This window comes from Pedobacter riviphilus, from assembly GCF_014692875.1.
Classification (GTDB): domain Bacteria; phylum Bacteroidota; class Bacteroidia; order Sphingobacteriales; family Sphingobacteriaceae; genus Pedobacter; species Pedobacter riviphilus.
In genome coordinates this window covers 3,684,622-3,701,295 of sequence record NZ_CP061171.1, presented here as the reverse complement: position 1 = coordinate 3,701,295, position 16,674 = coordinate 3,684,622, and the positions used below count along the sequence as shown (strand labels likewise).

General features: G+C 38.9%; 14 protein-coding genes. 8 read left to right on the top strand and 6 right to left on the bottom strand.

Annotated features, from left to right (window positions below; all coding sequences use genetic code 11):
• Positions 1 to 7 precede the first annotated feature (7 nt).
• The 7 genes from H9N25_RS15085 to fabG all read left to right on the top strand — a co-directional run bounded on the left by H9N25_RS15085 (position 8) and on the right by fabG (position 8,965).
• Complete coding sequence (locus tag H9N25_RS15085) at positions 8 to 2,392, top strand: ribonucleoside-diphosphate reductase subunit alpha (protein ID WP_167296781.1); 2,385 nt, start codon at positions 8 to 10, stop codon at positions 2,390 to 2,392.
• Between the two features lie 160 nt (positions 2,393 to 2,552).
• Positions 2,553 to 2,789 (top strand): cysteine-rich CWC family protein, encoded by a 237-nt coding sequence (locus H9N25_RS15080; RefSeq protein ID WP_223833398.1) that lies wholly within the window; start codon positions 2,553 to 2,555, stop codon positions 2,787 to 2,789.
• A gap of 604 nt (positions 2,790 to 3,393) precedes the next feature.
• Entirely contained in the window at positions 3,394 to 5,361 is a 1,968-nt protein-coding gene (locus H9N25_RS15075; protein WP_167296779.1) for an SPFH domain-containing protein, read from the top strand.
• Positions 5,362 to 5,694: 333 nt separating this feature from the next.
• The gene (locus H9N25_RS15070) at positions 5,695 to 6,570 is read left to right on the top strand and encodes a carbon-nitrogen hydrolase (RefSeq protein WP_167296778.1); all 876 of its coding nucleotides are present in this window, start codon (positions 5,695 to 5,697) and stop codon (positions 6,568 to 6,570) included.
• Between the two features lie 89 nt (positions 6,571 to 6,659).
• Positions 6,660 to 7,736 (top strand): agmatine deiminase family protein, encoded by a 1,077-nt coding sequence (locus H9N25_RS15065; protein WP_190326425.1) that lies wholly within the window; start codon positions 6,660 to 6,662, stop codon positions 7,734 to 7,736.
• A 136-nt stretch (positions 7,737 to 7,872) separates the two neighbouring features.
• Complete coding sequence (locus tag H9N25_RS15060) at positions 7,873 to 8,172, top strand: GIY-YIG nuclease family protein (RefSeq protein WP_190326424.1); 300 nt, start codon at positions 7,873 to 7,875, stop codon at positions 8,170 to 8,172.
• A gap of 49 nt (positions 8,173 to 8,221) precedes the next feature.
• The gene (fabG, locus tag H9N25_RS15055; RefSeq protein WP_167296775.1) at positions 8,222 to 8,965 is read left to right on the top strand and encodes a 3-oxoacyl-[acyl-carrier-protein] reductase; all 744 of its coding nucleotides are present in this window, start codon (positions 8,222 to 8,224) and stop codon (positions 8,963 to 8,965) included.
• 158 nt (positions 8,966 to 9,123) lie between these two features.
• Here fabG and H9N25_RS15050 read toward each other — a convergent pair whose 3' ends face one another.
• Positions 9,124 to 9,831 (bottom strand): L,D-transpeptidase family protein, encoded by a 708-nt coding sequence (locus H9N25_RS15050; protein ID WP_223833397.1) that lies wholly within the window; start codon positions 9,829 to 9,831, stop codon positions 9,124 to 9,126.
• Positions 9,832 to 10,062: 231 nt separating this feature from the next.
• On the opposite strand from H9N25_RS15050, the gene H9N25_RS15045 reads away from it, so the two are divergent.
• A complete protein-coding gene (locus H9N25_RS15045; protein ID WP_190326422.1) occupies positions 10,063 to 12,147 on the top strand; it encodes a hypothetical protein in 2,085 nt (694 codons plus the stop codon).
• Between the two features lie 178 nt (positions 12,148 to 12,325).
• On the opposite strand, the gene H9N25_RS15040 is transcribed toward H9N25_RS15045, so the two are convergent.
• The 5 genes from H9N25_RS15040 to H9N25_RS15020 all read right to left on the bottom strand — a co-directional run bounded on the left by H9N25_RS15040 (position 12,326) and on the right by H9N25_RS15020 (position 16,631).
• A complete protein-coding gene (locus H9N25_RS15040; RefSeq protein ID WP_167296772.1) occupies positions 12,326 to 12,940 on the bottom strand; it encodes a trimeric intracellular cation channel family protein in 615 nt (204 codons plus the stop codon).
• An 87-nt stretch (positions 12,941 to 13,027) separates the two neighbouring features.
• The gene (locus H9N25_RS15035) at positions 13,028 to 13,327 is read right to left on the bottom strand and encodes an FtsB family cell division protein (protein WP_025145767.1); all 300 of its coding nucleotides are present in this window, start codon (positions 13,325 to 13,327) and stop codon (positions 13,028 to 13,030) included.
• 169 nt (positions 13,328 to 13,496) lie between these two features.
• Positions 13,497 to 14,792, bottom strand: coding sequence for a phosphopyruvate hydratase (gene eno / locus H9N25_RS15030; protein WP_029278432.1), 1,296 nt, complete (start codon positions 14,790 to 14,792; stop codon positions 13,497 to 13,499).
• A gap of 407 nt (positions 14,793 to 15,199) precedes the next feature.
• Complete coding sequence (locus tag H9N25_RS15025) at positions 15,200 to 16,048, bottom strand: DUF2911 domain-containing protein (RefSeq protein WP_190326421.1); 849 nt, start codon at positions 16,046 to 16,048, stop codon at positions 15,200 to 15,202.
• Between the two features lie 73 nt (positions 16,049 to 16,121).
• Positions 16,122 to 16,631: a GNAT family N-acetyltransferase gene (locus tag H9N25_RS15020; RefSeq protein WP_190326420.1), complete on the bottom strand. Its 510-nt coding sequence runs from the start codon at positions 16,629 to 16,631 to the stop codon at positions 16,122 to 16,124.
• Between the last annotated feature and the right edge of the window lie 43 nt (positions 16,632 to 16,674).

The window sequence follows — 16,674 nt, the reverse complement described above, 5'->3', positions numbered from 1 at the left end:
ATAAAATATGTTCGTACTAAAAAGAGATGGCCGCAAAGAAGCGGTGCAATTTGACAAAATCACAGCTCGTATTCAAAAGTTGTGCTATGGTTTAAATTCAGATCTGGTAGATCCAATCGATGTAGCCAAAAAGGTTATCGAAGGTTTATATGATGGTGTAACCACGTCGGAGTTGGATAACCTTGCCGCAGAAACTGCAGCATCGTTAACAACGAAGCACCCCGATTATGCTTTGCTGGCATCACGTATAGCGGTTTCGAACTTGCATAAAAATACTACTAAATCATTCTCGGGTACGATGAAAATGTTGTACGAATATTTCGACCCGAAAGCACAGAAAGAGGCTCCTCTTATTGCTGATGATGTTTATGAGATCATAGAAAAAAACAAGGATATTTTAGATAGTTCTATTATTTACGACCGCGATTTCGGCTTCGATTATTTTGGTTTCAAAACTTTAGAAAAATCTTACCTTTTAAAAGTTAACGGTCAGATTGTAGAGCGCCCTCAACATTTGTTTATGCGTGTTTCTGTAGGTATCCACAAAGAAGATATCGAGAGTGCCATTAAAACTTATAACTTAATGAGCGAGCGTTGGTTTACACACGCTACGCCAACTTTGTTTAATGCAGCCACACCAAAACCTCAAATGTCATCATGTTTCTTGTTAACCATGCAAGATGATAGCATCGAAGGTATTTACGATACTTTAAAGCAAACAGCTAAAATTTCGCAAAGTGCTGGTGGTATTGGTCTAAGCATCCACAATATCCGCGCAACAGGATCGTACATTGGTGGAACAAACGGTACAAGTAACGGTATCATCCCAATGTTACGCGTATTTAATGATACTGCGCGTTATGTAGATCAGGGTGGAGGTAAACGTAAAGGTGCTTTTGCCATCTATTTAGAGCCTTGGCATGCAGATGTTTTCGAATTCTTAGATCTTCGTAAAAACCATGGTAAAGAAGAAATGCGTGCGCGTGATTTGTTTTATGCCCTTTGGATTAACGATTTATTTATGCAACGTGTTAAAGATAATGGCGATTGGACCTTATTCTGCCCGCACGAAGCACCAGGTTTGGCAGATTGTTTCGGAAAAGAATTCGAAGAACTTTACACTAAATACGAAACAGAAGGCCGTGGCCGTAAAACCATTAAAGCGCAAGAACTTTGGTTTGCCATTTTAGATTCGCAAATCGAAACCGGTACACCTTACATGTTGTTTAAAGATGCAGCGAACAGCAAATCTAACCAACAGAACTTAGGTACCATCAAGAGCTCTAACTTATGTACCGAAATTATAGAGTATACCTCAAAAGATGAAGTTGCGGTTTGTAACTTAGCTTCATTGGCATTGCCTCGTTTCGTAATTAATGGACAATTTGATCACCAAAAATTATACGATGTAACCTATCAGGCTACTTTAAACCTGAACAAAATCATCGATCATAACTATTACCCTGTTCAGGAAGCTGAAAACTCTAACATGCGCCATCGTCCCGTTGGTTTAGGAGTGCAAGGTTTGGCTGATGCCTTTATCTTATTGCGTTTACCTTTTGAAAGTGATGAGGCTAAACGTTTAAATAAAGACATTTTCGAGACGATTTATTTCGCTTCGATGACAGCTTCGCATGATTTAGCTGTGAAACATGGTCCTTACCAAACCTTTAAAGGTTCTCCTTTATCAAAAGGTAAATTCCAGTTCGATTTATGGAATGTTACGCCAGATAGCGGCCGTTGGGACTGGGATGCATTACGTAAAAAAGTAGTTAAAGATGGTGTGTACAACTCATTACTCGTTGCACCAATGCCAACTGCATCTACTTCTCAGATTTTAGGTAATAACGAATGTTTTGAGCCATATACTTCTAACATTTACACCCGCCGCGTACTAAGTGGAGAGTTTGTAGTGGTAAACAAACACTTATTGAAAGATTTGGTTGCATTGGGTTTATGGAACAACGATATGAAAAACCAGATTATATTGGCTAACGGTTCTATCCAGGCTATTGATACCATTCCAGATTATATTAAAGAATTGTACAAAACCGTTTGGGAGATCAAGATGCGTAATATCATCGATATGGCTGCCGATCGTGGTGCGTATATCTGCCAATCACAATCGTTAAACTTGTTCGTAAACGCACCAAATACATCAAAATTAACTTCAATGCACTTCTATGCATGGGAAAAAGGTTTAAAAACCGGTATGTATTATCTGCGTACACAAGCAGCTTCTCAGGCCGTTAAATTTACGGTAGAGAACCAGGGCGGTAAAGCAATTGAAGCCGTTATCCCAGCTGAAATTCCACAAGATCAGGTTGCAGAAGAAATCGTTGACGGACCAGTTTGTTCGATGGAAGAAGGCTGTATCAGCTGCTCGGGTTAACCCCTAAATCCCCTAAAGGGGACTTTTAAGAATCTAATAATATCGTAAGGTTTTGGGCAAACGCTCAAAACCTTATTTTTTGTCGCTACTTTTGTATTAGTTCAGTAGTTCATCAGTCATTGGTTCGTTAGTTTCTAAAGCGCCAAACACGAATGAACTAATGACCATTGAACAAATGAACGGAATTTTAAAACATAGCAAACACGAAATCATTCCCTGCGAAAGATGCGGAACTGCTATAGAGTGCAAGGCAAATTCATATACCAAATGTCAGTGCAGTGTGGTGCAACTCAGCATTAACGAAGTACAATACATCTCCGAACTGTACGATGGTTGTCTCTGCGCCAAATGCCTGTTCGAACTGCAGCAGGAATATAGAGAAGAAATAGGCGTGTAACTCTCCTCAACTCCCACGGTCTGTGGCCCACAAACCGGATCCTATTAATATTTTGTAAATTCTGATCATCAAAACATCATCAATCATGTTGTTTGAAAAGCAGGTTCCTGTACTTTTGGGTTGTTTCCTGTCCCGCTTTTCCTTCTACCGATTGGAAAGAATCGGCATTCGTGCAATCGGGGGTTTAGTTAACCTGGGTTCTGCTCTTTCTGGAAACGCTTCACTCTTGCTCATCTTTATTCTTTTGCAATCCGAACTGACAAAACGGTGTATCCCTTTTTGGTCAATTGTATAGATCTAAAAAAGGACATATTTTTTCGATTAATTGTAATTTATACATTTAAAATTCTCCAAGGTATTTCGTAAAACCTAAATGGTTAGTTTTTGGCGTTTATAAGCGTTCAGTTGGGGGATTCTTCAAAATGTCATCTGCAGGTGGTATTCTTGCGATAATCGATCCTGAGTCATCTTTTAGGCCTTAAAACCAACAAAAAATAGTTTAAAAATAAGTGTTAAAAACAGTAACAAAGCACACCGTTTGATATCTATATCGTGCTTGATAAATGGTTTATCGAGTTAAAAAAACAGAAAAATACAAAACATTATGGAAGCGCTCATTTCTAATTATTGGTGGGTTTTAGTGGCACTGCTGTGCGTGGTTTTATACAAATATATTTTACGTTTCTTATTCGGGATGGTGATTGTACCCGAAGATAGAATTGGGTTGATTACCAAAAAATTCGTGCTCTTTGGCTCCGACCGGGAGCTGCCCGATGGACGGATTATCGCCATAAAAGGCGAAGCTGGTTTCCAAGGAAAAACACTGGCGCCAGGCTTGTATTTCGGGATGTGGTTCTGGCAGTACAGTGTAACCATGGAGCAGTTTACCATTATTCCGGAAGGTAAAATCGGGCTGATTATGGCCAAAGACGGGGCGGAGATCCCAACGGGGAATATCCTCGGACAAAAAGTGGAGTCTGATAACTTTCAGGATGCCGTGAAATTCCTCGAAAATGGTGGTCAGAGAGGCCGGCAAACCTCTTATATTACCTCAGGTTCCTATCGTATCAATACCATGCTGTTTCAGGTATCGGTTACCGATATGATCCGCATTCAGGAAAGTATGGTGGGCATTGTAACCACATTGGACGGTTTACCAATCGAAGCCAACCAGATTGCGGGTAAACTGGTAGAAGGACATAACAACTTTCAGGATTTTGATGCTTTTATCAAAATGGGCGGAAACCGCGGTTTGCAGCCGCAGGTAATTTTGGCCGGTTCTTATAACCTCAATCCCTGGGCCATTCAGTTAGAAGAAATTCCCATGACCGAAATTGCCATTGGTTATGTAGGGGTGGTGATTTCATTCATTGGTAAAGAGGGCGATGATTTAACTGGTGTTGATTTTAAACATGGAAATATTGTGGCCAAAGGATCGAAAGGTGTTTGGCTGGAACCACTTGGCCCGGGTAAATACCCAATTAATAAATACATTATGAAGGTAGAACTGGTGCCTACAACCAATTTGGTATTGAACTGGGCATCGGCACGTAGCGAAGCACATAATCTGGATAAAAACCTATCCACCATTACTGTGCGTTCGAGAGATGGTTTCCCGTTCAATTTAGATGTGGCACAGATTATCCACGTGCCTACTACCGAAGCACCTAAAGTAATTGCCCGTTTTGGTAATATGGTGAATCTGGTTTCGCAGGTTTTGGAACCTACAATCGGTAACTATTTCCGTAACTCGGCACAGGGAAGTGATGTGATTGCTTTCTTGAGTACCCGTAAAGAGCGTCAGGAATCGGCAAAAGAGCATATCCGCAAAGTGCTTGACGAATATAACGTAAATGCTGTTGATACGCTGATTGGTGACATTGTTCCACCTGAATCGTTAATGAAAACTTTAACCGACCGTAAAATTGCGGAAGAGCAAAAGGTTACTTACGAAACTCAAAAACAGGCCCAAGAAACACGTCAGGGGATGGAGAAAGAAACTGCGATTGCAGATATGCAAAAAGATATTGTGAAAGCACAACAAAGTGTAGAGATTGCCGAACGTACTGCAAGTGCAACGGTAAAAAAATCGGAAGGTGATGCAGCTGGTGTAAAATTAGCCGTGGGAGCAGAGGCTGAGGCTACTAAAATGAGGGCCCATGCAGAGGCAGAAGCTACCAAAGCAAGAGCACAGGCCGATTCTGAAGCGATTAAACTCCGCGCATCTGCAGAAGCAGAGCAGATTTCGTTAACTGGTAGTGCCGAAGCAGGTAAAATTTTAGCGGTGGGTAAATCAACTGCCGAAGCTTACGAACTTGCTGTGAAAGCTTTGGGCGGCGAAAACTTTACCCGTTACAAAATTACCGAAGAGTTATCAAAAGGTAATGTGAAACTGATCCCTGATGTGCTGATTGGTGGCAATGGTGGTAATCATGGCGGCTCTGCCATGGATGGCCTACTTGGACTGAAATTGATGGAGTTAATGGATCCAGAAAAACGCAAAGAAGTAGTAGCCGTTGCAGAAATTGTAGAAACAAAAGCAAAACCTAAAAAGGATAATATCAACCCTTAATCTGGTTTTGAATTAGAATGGAAAGCCTCGATAAGTATCGGGGCTTTTTGTTTTACCTTAAATAGGAGCACAACTTTTTCCACCTAAACGGGATAGGAATGGCAGCCTCCGATTTTTCATCGGAGCTATAATGGATAGCCCGGCTAACAGTAATAGGAACCCCTGCCTTTGCTTTTCAAAAACAATTACATAATTATGCCGTTCTACTTTTAAACAAAATAGTAACTTTGCAGCCTAATTTTGAATGAATGAATTTTTGAATGAGTAAGTGTGCAAAGCGCAATTAAAACATTCAATCATTCGCTAATTCGTTAATTCAATCATTTTGAAAACATGAAGAAAGTAAAAGTTGGCTTAGTGCAAATGAGTTGTACTAAAGATAAACAAGAGAATTTAGATAAAGCGATTGCTAAAGTAAGGGAAGCCGCTGCAAAAGGTGCACAGATTGTGTGTTTACAAGAGCTTTTTACTTCTTTGTATTTCTGCGATGTTGAAGATTACGACAATTTCGATTTAGCTGAAGCTATTCCAGGGCCATCTACTGATGCTTTGCAAGTGGTAGCCAAAGAATTGGGTGTGGTAATTATTGCTTCTTTGTTTGAGAAACGTGCTGAAGGTTTGTATCACAATACCACAGCTGTTTTAGATGCTGATGGTTCGTATTTAGGTAAATACCGTAAAATGCATATTCCTGATGATCCTGCTTTTTACGAAAAATTTTACTTCACGCCAGGCGATTTAGGCTACAAGGTATTCCAAACCAAGTTTGCTAAAATTGGTATCCTGATCTGTTGGGATCAATGGTATCCTGAAGCTTCACGTATTACGGCCTTAATGGGTGCAGATATCATGTTTTATCCAACTGCAATTGGCTGGGCTACCGATCAGGATGAAGAAACCAATCAAGATCAATACAATGCTTGGCAAACCATCCAACGTTCGCATGCAGTTGCAAACGGTGTGCCTGTAGTAAGTGTAAACCGTGTAGGTTTTGAGCAGAATGGTGCCATGAAATTCTGGGGCGGCAGTTTCGCTACCAATGCACAGGGCAAAATACTTTATTTAGGTTCTCACGATCAGGAAGAAACTGAGGTAGTTGAGCTGGATTTATCAGAATCTGATTTCTTCCGTAAACATTGGCCTTTTTTAAGAGACAGAAGAATTGATTCTTACCAGCCAATTACGAAAAGATATATTGACGGGGATTAAGCTAAGACCAAAGCTTAAATCGTAAACCCATAAATAAAAATCCATGGTTCGTGTCCTCACGGACCATTCATTTTATAAATTAAAATTAGATGTCAAACTTTCCTCCAAGAAAAGATTTAAATATCAATCAATTTGATTATTCGCCGAAGAAGCAAGGTTATGCTTTCCCTGCCGAGTGGACTAAACATGAGGCAACTTGGTTAAGCTGGCCGCATAAAGAAGCTTCTTGGCCAGATAAAATCGAAACCATTTACAAACCATATTGCCAGTTCATCAAGGTAGTTGCCGAAGGTGAAAAAGTGCGCATAAATGTGAAAGATGAAGAAATGAAAGCTTTTGCGGTTTCTGAATTAACAAAAGTGGATGCGGATTTAAGCCAGATCGAATTTTATTTTAATGAAACAAACGATGCCTGGTGCCGCGACCATGGTCCAGCATTTGTGCTGAAAGGAAATGAAAAGGCTGTTGTAGATTGGGGATATAACGCTTGGGGTGGAAAATATCCTCCGTTTGACCTGGATGATGTGATTCCGACAAAAATTGCCAAACATTTCGATTTACCTTTGTTTACGCCCGATATCGTAATGGAAGGAGGTTCAGTAGAGTTTAATGGTGCCGGAACGGTTTTAACCACTACGGCCTGTTTATTGAACGAAAACCGTAATCCGCATTTAACCAAAGAACAGATTGAGCAATATTTGCTTGAATATTATGGCCAAGATCAGGTATTATGGTTGGGAGATGGTATTGTTGGCGACGATACCGACGGTCATATTGATGATATTACGCGTTTTGTAAACGAGGATACGGTTTTAACTGTCATAGAAAGCAATCCGCTGGATGAAAATTATATCTTGTTACAGGAAAATTTGGAGACTTTAAAGGCGATGAAACTGAAAGACGGCAGACCGTTAAATATTGTAGAGTTGCCGATGCCTTCTCCAGTGATCTATGAAGATACCCGCCTCCCTGCATCTTATGCAAACTTTTACATCGCTAATGCAGCGGTAATTGTGCCAATTTTTGATGATGTAAACGACCAGAAGGCCTTAGATATTATTCAAGGTTGTTTCCCTGACCGAAAAGTGATCGGAATCAATTCGGTTGATATTATCTGGGGATTGGGAAGTTTCCATTGTTTAAGTCAGCAGGAACCTGCGGTTTAAGCTTGGAGTTGGCAGTCAATCTTGCATGGTTGTCATCCTGAGCCTGTCGAAGGACTTTTTAAAGCGTTTCGATAAATTTAACATGATATCCTGGAGAAAGATTTTTTTGTAACTTTAAGCTGCTAAAAAATATTCTATGGCAAGAGTTCATAACTATTTTGTCTATATCCTGGAATGCGCTGAAAAAAGTTATTATGTAGGAGTAACAAATGATTTAGAGGCTCGACTTTCTCAGCATAATGATGGTGAAAATGTTTTTGCTTATACTTTTGCAAGACGACCTCTTCTATTAAGGTATTATCAAAGATTTGATCAAATAGAAGATGCAATAGATTTTGAAAAGCAGGTTAAGGGCTGGAGTAGAAAGAAAAAAGAAGCTTTATTCGAAGAAGATTGGAGTGAAATTGTAAGATTATCAAACTATAAAAATAAATAACATGTTCGGTCTTCGACAGGCTCAGACTGACAAACAATAAAAATAACAAATGAAATTATTAGAAGGAAAAACAGCATTAATTACAGGCGCATCAAAAGGAATCGGCCGTAAAATAGCTGAAAAATTTGCCGAACAGGGCGCTAATGTAGCTTTTACATATTTATCATCAGTAGAAAAAGGTGAAGCTTTAGAACAGGAGTTACAAAGCTTCGGAACAAAGGTAAAAGGTTATCGTTCTGATGCTTCTAAATTTGCTGAAGCTGAACAATTGATCAATGATATCGTAGCTGAGTTTGGTACTATAGATATTGTGGTTAACAATGCCGGTATTACCAAAGATGGTTTGTTAATGCGTATGAGCGAAGAGAACTGGGATGATGTAATCAATATTAACTTAAAATCGATCTTTAACGTAACCAAAGCGGCTTCTAAAGTGATGATGAAAGCGCGTAAAGGTGTTTTTATCAACATGAGCTCGGTCGTGGGCATTACTGGTAATGCAGGTCAGGCAAATTACGCGGCTTCTAAAGCAGGTATTATTGGTTTTACCAAATCAGTAGCTAAAGAATTAGGTTCGAGGAATATCCGTGCCAATGTGGTTGCACCAGGCTTTATCCGCACCGAAATGACCGATGTTTTGGACCCTAAAGTTGTTGAAGGCTGGGAAAAAGACATTCCATTAAAGCGTGCTGGTGAGACTGAAGATATTGCCAATGTTTGCGTGTTCTTGGCATCAGATATGAGCGCTTATGTAACTGGTCAAACTTTATCTGTTTGCGGCGGAATGCTGTAGGGAGGTAGAAGCCATAAGGTATTAAGGCGGAGGGTTTCTTCCCAAAGCCATAAAATAGTAAAGGCGTAAGGTGGGTAATGACCCTAAACCTTACGCCTTTTAGTTTTTACCTTATTTAATAGCAGAACTTTACAACAGTCCAGCCTTTAACATTTCAACTATTTTACAACATAATTCCCTTTTACCTCACTTATGTTAGCCTGGTTTTTATTCTTCTCAAAAGCTAAATACCCTGGCTGCAGCGATTTCCAAAAGCTGGCCTGAGCAGGGAATTGAGCAATGTATTTCTTCATATTTCCATCTGTCATTTTGAACGGATAGATATTAACCGGGATCATTTCCTGGCCAGCATTTTTAGCTTCAACGCCTAAAACATAAACTTCTTTAATTTTTTCGTCGGTTAATGGAATGCATCCAACGGTTACGCAATTGCCATGAATGTAGATATCACCTCCAGGTTTTCTATCTTTTCCCGTTCTGGCATAATCTACAGCATTTGGATAGTTTACGCCCAGGGATAAATGAAAGTTGCTCATGGGGTTGAAAACATTTATGTAATAAAATCCCTCAGGTGTTTGTCCATCTCCTTCAATCACTTTCGGGCCGATAGTGCCAGAATGTGCACAGAAATCATATGTTCTAAACAACGAATAGGTTTTTGCTGAATTATTTTTTAACCATACTTCCAGTTTTCCTTCTGTTTTGTAGGCATTGATTATCATCGAGAATTGATCTCCGTAACCACCGGCCTGAACAAATTTTTTCAGCGTTTCCCATTTTTCATTATAGGCCTTTTCTACTCTTTCAAATTTAATTTGAGTGGCTTTAAAATTATTTTGGGCGTTTACCATAAGACTTAGAGACACTAGAAACGTTAAACAGATTAATTTCATAAATTTTGGTTTGGTTAAAACTAACGAAATTATCTTTTTTAACCACAAAGTTCGCTGAGATTTCCTAATTACCATGGTGCAAAGGCCGCTAAGTTTAGAAATTGCAGGATGCACATTCGCTTTGCGGTACTTTGCGTAAATTCTTTGCGCATTTGCGGTTAATACTCTTGAAAATTTCCTCAAAATTACCATCTTTATAAAAGTATGAACAGTTTTTTCTCGGGTACATCTATTTTGTTTTTTCTCGGTTGCTTGGCTTTAGGCGCGTTGTATGCCTGGTTGCTGTATCGCGGCAACAAAAATTTAGATAAAAAACTTCAGTATGGTTTAACCGCACTGCGGATTATTGTAGTGACTACTATTGCATGGTTAATATTTGCACCGCTCATCAAAACCTTAAATTATACGTTAGATAAACCCGTAATTATTATCGGACAGGATAATTCCCTGTCTGTTGGCCAGATTAAAGCAGCAGGTTTCGACCAAAAATTATACGAGCAAAACCTCAAAACTTTACAAGATAAACTATCAGATAAGTACGAAGTGAAAACACTTCATTTTGGCGATCAGGTTGCAGATGGTTTCGATTTTAAAAATCAAGGAAAATTAACCGATGCTTCGGCTTTTTTTCGGAAAGTTAGAGATGAATATGCCAACAGAAATGTTGGTGCCATTATTTTAGCTACGGATGGTATTTTTAATCATGGTGGAAATCCGCTGTATAGCGTTAATCAGATCAATGCCCCGGTATACACGGTTGCCTTGGGTGATAGTATTCCGAAGCGTGATATATTGATCTCAAATGTGAATTACAATAATATTGTGTATTTGGATGATGACTTTACGGTTGAAGTTCAGGTGCAGGCTTTTCAAAGCAACGGCGAAAACACTTCTTTAACGGTTAGTCAAAACGGCGCTAAGATTGAGCAACATAACATAGCCATTAATGGAAGTACTTTTGTTAAAACGATTCCCGTTAAGATTCATGCTGGTAAAATTGGCGTTCAGAAATATACATTGCAATTGGGAACCCTGCAAAATGAAATTACGACCAGAAATAATAGCCAGACCTTTTATGTAGAGGTTATTGATGGCCGCCAGAAGGTATTGCTCGCAGCAGCTGCACCACATCCCGATTTAAGTGTATTAAAAGAGGCCATTTCGCTCAATAAACATTATGAAGCTAAACTAGCCCTTGCTGATGATTTAAATGCGACAGATCCTTCTAAATTCGATTTAATTGTATTGTATCAATTGCCAGATGCGCAGAATATTTCATCAGCTTTCCTCAAGAAGTTGACTGGCCTAAAAAAACCGATCTGGTATATTTTAGGTGCACAGAGTAATATAAATGCTTTTAACCAAATCCAAAATCAGGTGAATTTAAGTGCTGCTAATGGTTCGCTCCAGGAAGTATATGCTGATTTTGCCAATGGATTTACTAGTTTTAATCTTACGGAAGATAACAAGAAGCAGTTTTCATCTTTCGATCCTTTGTTAAGTCCGTTTGGAAGGTTAACCGTAAATGCAGGCGCAATACCTGTTTTTAATCAGCGTATCGGCAAAGTAAGCACGCAGCAGCCATTACTGTTCTTCGCGAACGAAAATGGCTTAAAGGTAGGTTATTTGATGGGAGAGGGGCTTTGGAGATGGAAACTTTCAGAAGCTGAAAATGAAAGCAATCAATCAGTTTTAAATGACCTGATTTCAAAAACGGTTCAATACCTATCTGTTAAAGATGATAAACGAAGGTTTAAGGTGTTTACTTCAAAGTCTGCTTACGATGAAAATGAAACTATCCAGTTTAACGGCACCCTTTATAACGATAGCTATCAGCCTGTAAATGAGTCGGAAGTTAATCTTCAGGTTAAAAATGAAGCGGGCAAAGTGTTTAATTATATTTTTTCTAAAACAGAAAATGGTTATCAGCTAGATGCAGGAACCATGCCTGCCGGAAATTATTCTTATCTCGCCAATACCGAACTGGGTGGCAAGAAATTCACAGCTACCGGTAGTTTCTATGTAAATGCGTTGATTGCAGAATTTCAGCAGACAACAGCCAATCACCAGCTTTTAAATACCATGTCTAAACAAAGCAATGGCAAATTGTTTATGCCCGAAAACCTGCTTAAAATAGCCGAGGAGATTACTAAAAACGAAAATATTAAAACCATCAGCTACGAAGATCGTAAGTACGATGAACTGATCAGTATGAAATGGCTGTTCGGTTTAATTATGATTCTGCTAGGAGTTGAGTGGTTTTTAAGAAAAAGAAACGGGGAACTCTAAGTTTGGAGTTTAGTGTACAGCCATATGTTATCATCTCATTGTGCAGTCAGATGTTAATCTGACTGATAAATAATCCTTAAATCGGAGAATAATGAATGGTGTTCAATAATTTGAAAGTATCAGGTGGTAACACCTGACACCACGGAAAAAAGCGCTAAGTTGAAAACGCCCAACTTGCCTAGTGCCATTCATCCCGGTAAACAAACTTGGGCATGTGCCATTCGAAACGTATGGAAAGCAACCTTAGTGTTAAGCCTACTATGGCAGCCAAAACAGTAGCCAGCATTTCGGAACCATGAAAATGCTCTATGCCGATATAAATGGCACCGGTAACGATGGCTGCACTGGCATAAATCTCTTTTCTAAAAAGAAATGGAACCTCATTGCAAAGTACATCACGAAGTACGCCGCCTGCACAACCGGTTATCATGCCGCTAAAAAGTACAATTAAATAAGGTAAATGGATTTGCTGTGCTACCTGACAACCAATAATGGTAAATACCACTAAACCTAAAGCATCAAGGTAAAGGAATAGCTTTTTAAGCTTAGTCATGATCGAAGCAATAAATGCAGCAAGTAAGGCTGCGGCAGCGGTAATCACTAAATATTCAGGGTGTTCTACCCAGCTCATCGGGTAATGTCCAAACAGCACATTTCTAACCGTTCCACCACCTAATGCTGTAACCCAGGCAATAATACAAACACCAACCCAATCCATATCACGTCTGCCAGCAGAAAGCGCGGCAGTCATGGCTTCGGCTGTTATGGCGATAATGTAAAGGACGTGGAGCATTCGAATGGTTAACTGTTTGAATCTGTTAATCGGTTAACTGTTTGGCGAATTGTTTAATAGTTGAACTTGTCAACTGCCAACTGAAAATTAATCTTTTTTCTCTTCCTGGATAATCACAAAAACATCTTCATTGTCTTTTTTCATGAAATATTTTTCGCGGGCAAATTTTTCAGCTGTATTCAGATTGGTATTTAGTTCGTTTAAATCTTTTTTAACCTGGGCGGTTTCTTTCTCGAAATATTCTTTTTCTTCCTGCAGTTTATTGGCCTGACTGCGGTACTCGTATTGCGACATCATATCGTTTTTGTCGAAAAATAGCATCCACATCGCAAAAGCGACAGTTGCAAGGAAATATTTATTGCGGAACAGGTCTATTAAACGTTTCATATATTGATATGAGTTTTAGATGTGAGATCTGCAAAAAGCCAGATCTCAACAAACAAATATAGTATTAAAATAAAAACATCCGAAGATTTAAAATCTCCGGATGTTCTGCAAATAAGTTTTTCAACTTGTTAACACTATCGTAGTGGGTTTAAACCCAATGCATAATGGGTTATTTTTTAGCGTATTTGAATTTTGAACCGATGAAACGAGCGTTTTCGCCTAATTCTTCTTCAATACGTAATAATTGATTGTATTTTGCGATCCTGTCCGAACGTGATGCAGAACCGGTTTTAATCTGTCCGCAGTTTAATGCAACAGCTAAATCAGCGATGGTAACATCTTCAGTTTCGCCAGAACGGTGACTCATTACTGAAGTATAGCCATTGTTTTGTGCTAAAGTTACGGCATTGATGGTTTCAGTTAAAGAACCGATCTGGTTTACTTTTACCAGGATCGAGTTAGCAGTAGCCTCGTCGATACCACGTTGTAAACGGGTAACGTTAGTTACAAATAAATCATCACCAACCAATTGAACATGGTCGCCGATTTTATCCGTTAAGCTTTTCCAGCCTGTCCAGTCGTTCTCGTCCATACCATCTTCAATAGAGATAATTGGATATTTTGCAGAAAGATCAGCTAAATACTGTGCCTGCTCTTCACTAGAACGAATTACTCCAGTAGCGCCTTCAAATTTAGTATAGTCATATTTACCATCTTTATAGAACTCAGATGATGCACAATCTAAAGCTAAACAGATTTGAGAACCTGGTTTGTAACCAGCAGTTTCAATTGCTTTTAATACGGTTTCAATTGCATCTTCAGTACCATCAAAAGTTGGTGCAAAACCACCTTCATCACCTACAGCAGTAGATAAGCCTCTATCGTGAAGAATTTTTTTCAAGCTATGGAAAACTTCAGTTCCCCAACGTAAAGCCTCAGAGAAAGAAGGAGCACCAACCGGCATAATCATAAATTCCTGGAAAGCGATAGGCGCATCAGAGTGAGAACCACCGTTAATGATGTTCATCATCGGAATTGGTAAAGTGTTTGCGTTAACACCACCAATATAGCGGTATAATGGCTGGCCGATTTCGTCAGCAGCAGCTTTAGCAGCAGCCAATGAAACGCCTAAAATAGCATTAGCACCTAAGTTACCTTTGTTTTCGGTACCATCTAGGTCTAACATGATTTTATCAATTGTATTTTGCTCAAAAACATCAATACCTCTTAATGCATCAGCAATTTTAGTATTTACATTTTCTACAGCTTTTAAAACACCTTTACCTAAATATGTAGATTTATCACCATCACGTAATTCAACAGCCTCATATTGTCCAGTAGATGCACCGCTTGGTACAGCAGCACGGCCAAAAGCGCCTGCCTCTGTTACTACTTCTACTTCTACTGTTGGATTGCCTCTCGAATCGAGAATCTGTCTGGCATGGACATTAACGATTATGCTCATTTTTATTTGATTTTTTATTGATTTTTTAACCTGCTTAGTGTATAAAGTACAATTACTAAGCGCAACATCAAAGTTAGTATTATTTTTAAATAAATAAAGCGTTTTAAGGGTTAATGTTACGATAGTTGTCTGAGTTAACCAATGCTTAATTTTAAGTTAATACGAGCTGTCTGTAATGCTGTGGTTTAATTTATTATATAAAAATCAATATAAATTGCAGAAGATTTCTATTATGGTGATCGTCTGCGATAAATCGTCATTGCGAGAAGGCTTTTTCAGCCGACGAAGCAATCTTAATGCGGTCGCTATAAACCCGTAGTTGAAAGATTGCTTCGTCGTTTCTCCTCGCAATGACGATCTTTCTATTTCGGTGTCACACCGACCGATATAGAATATATAGAATATCCTTATTTTTTAGCTTCAGCCAATAATTGAGAGTTTAAACGTATATACTCATCTACCTTTGCTTCAGTTGCTAAAGCCAAGCCTGCTTTGGCTGAAGCTTCTGCACCAGCTTTATCACCCATTTTTAATTGGATACGGCCTTTCCAGTATTTAAACCAAGGTGCCTTCATGTCAGATTTTTCTGCCTCAGTCATCCATTCTAAAGCTTGTTTTAAATCTTTTCCATTTTGAAAATAATATTGTGCAGCCGCAAAATATGGTTTCTTTTCACCTTTCATCGCTTCAGCAATATTAGCCATTACTTTTTCGTCAATGGAAGTAGTAACATTGATGGCAAAGGCACTATTTTCCCACATCATATTTAACGTTGCAGAAGTTTCGCTAACAGCCGAAAATTGCATGGTAAGGGTTTCTACTTTATCCTTTAAAGTTGTTGTTTTTACTTTTACACGTAGTACATCGTCACTTTCTTTATACTCGTACGCACCCCATTGATTGGCCGTTTTGTTAAAAATAACTGTCCATTCGTTTTTGCCTGGTATGCTGAATAGACCATATTCTCCGGCAGGCAGGTCTTTGCCTTCAATTTGAACAGCATCCGTAAATTTAATACGTGTTGCTGCATTTGCTCCAGTGCGCCAAACTGCTCCCATTGGTTCCATTCCGCCAAATATTTTTCGACCCTTAACATTTGGGCGCGAGTAGCTTAAAGTGATTTTGCCTAATCCAAAATCCTGGATAATGGTTTGCCCACTACTGGCTTGCGGTATTTTTAAATCTTGTGCATTTGCTAAATCTACCACAGCTAATAGCATGATAAATAGTGCTGTAATTTTGTTGAATAATTTCATTGTTTTGTTGTTTTTGGTTTGTACGAATTTACGCAATAAGCTTTGAGTTTAACAAAATGTTTTAATTTGGCCCTTAGCTTAACTGATGTTTCCTGAACCCGAAAATTAATTCATCAAAATATTCGCCATTTTTAAAAATGGTTCCTTTCAACTCCGCCTCGAAAACAAAACCTGCTTTTTTTAAAACCTGTTGTGAGGCCAAGTTGGTATGTGAAGTCCTGGCGAAAATCCTTTCGATATCAAATGTTTCGAAACCATATTTAAGCATTTCTTTTATAACAAGCGGAGCAATGCCCTTGCCCCAATGTTCCTCAGCAATCCAATAGCCCATTTCTGCACTTTTGCTGTAGATATCTGTAAGTTGATGCACACCTATCGATCCGATTACTTCATCGTTCAACACAATGGCTTTGATCTGTAGGGGATCGTGACTCAAAGCTAACTGGATAAAAGCCTTTCCATCTTTTTCTTCGTACGGGAAAGGGAATTTATTGGTCAGGTATTTAGAAATGTTGAAATTATTGGCATGTTTAACCAAATTTTCAACATCACTAGGTTGATAAGGGCGTAAAACTAATTGCATCGTTTATAATTTTATCAAGATGAATGAGAATTGTAACTTTTTA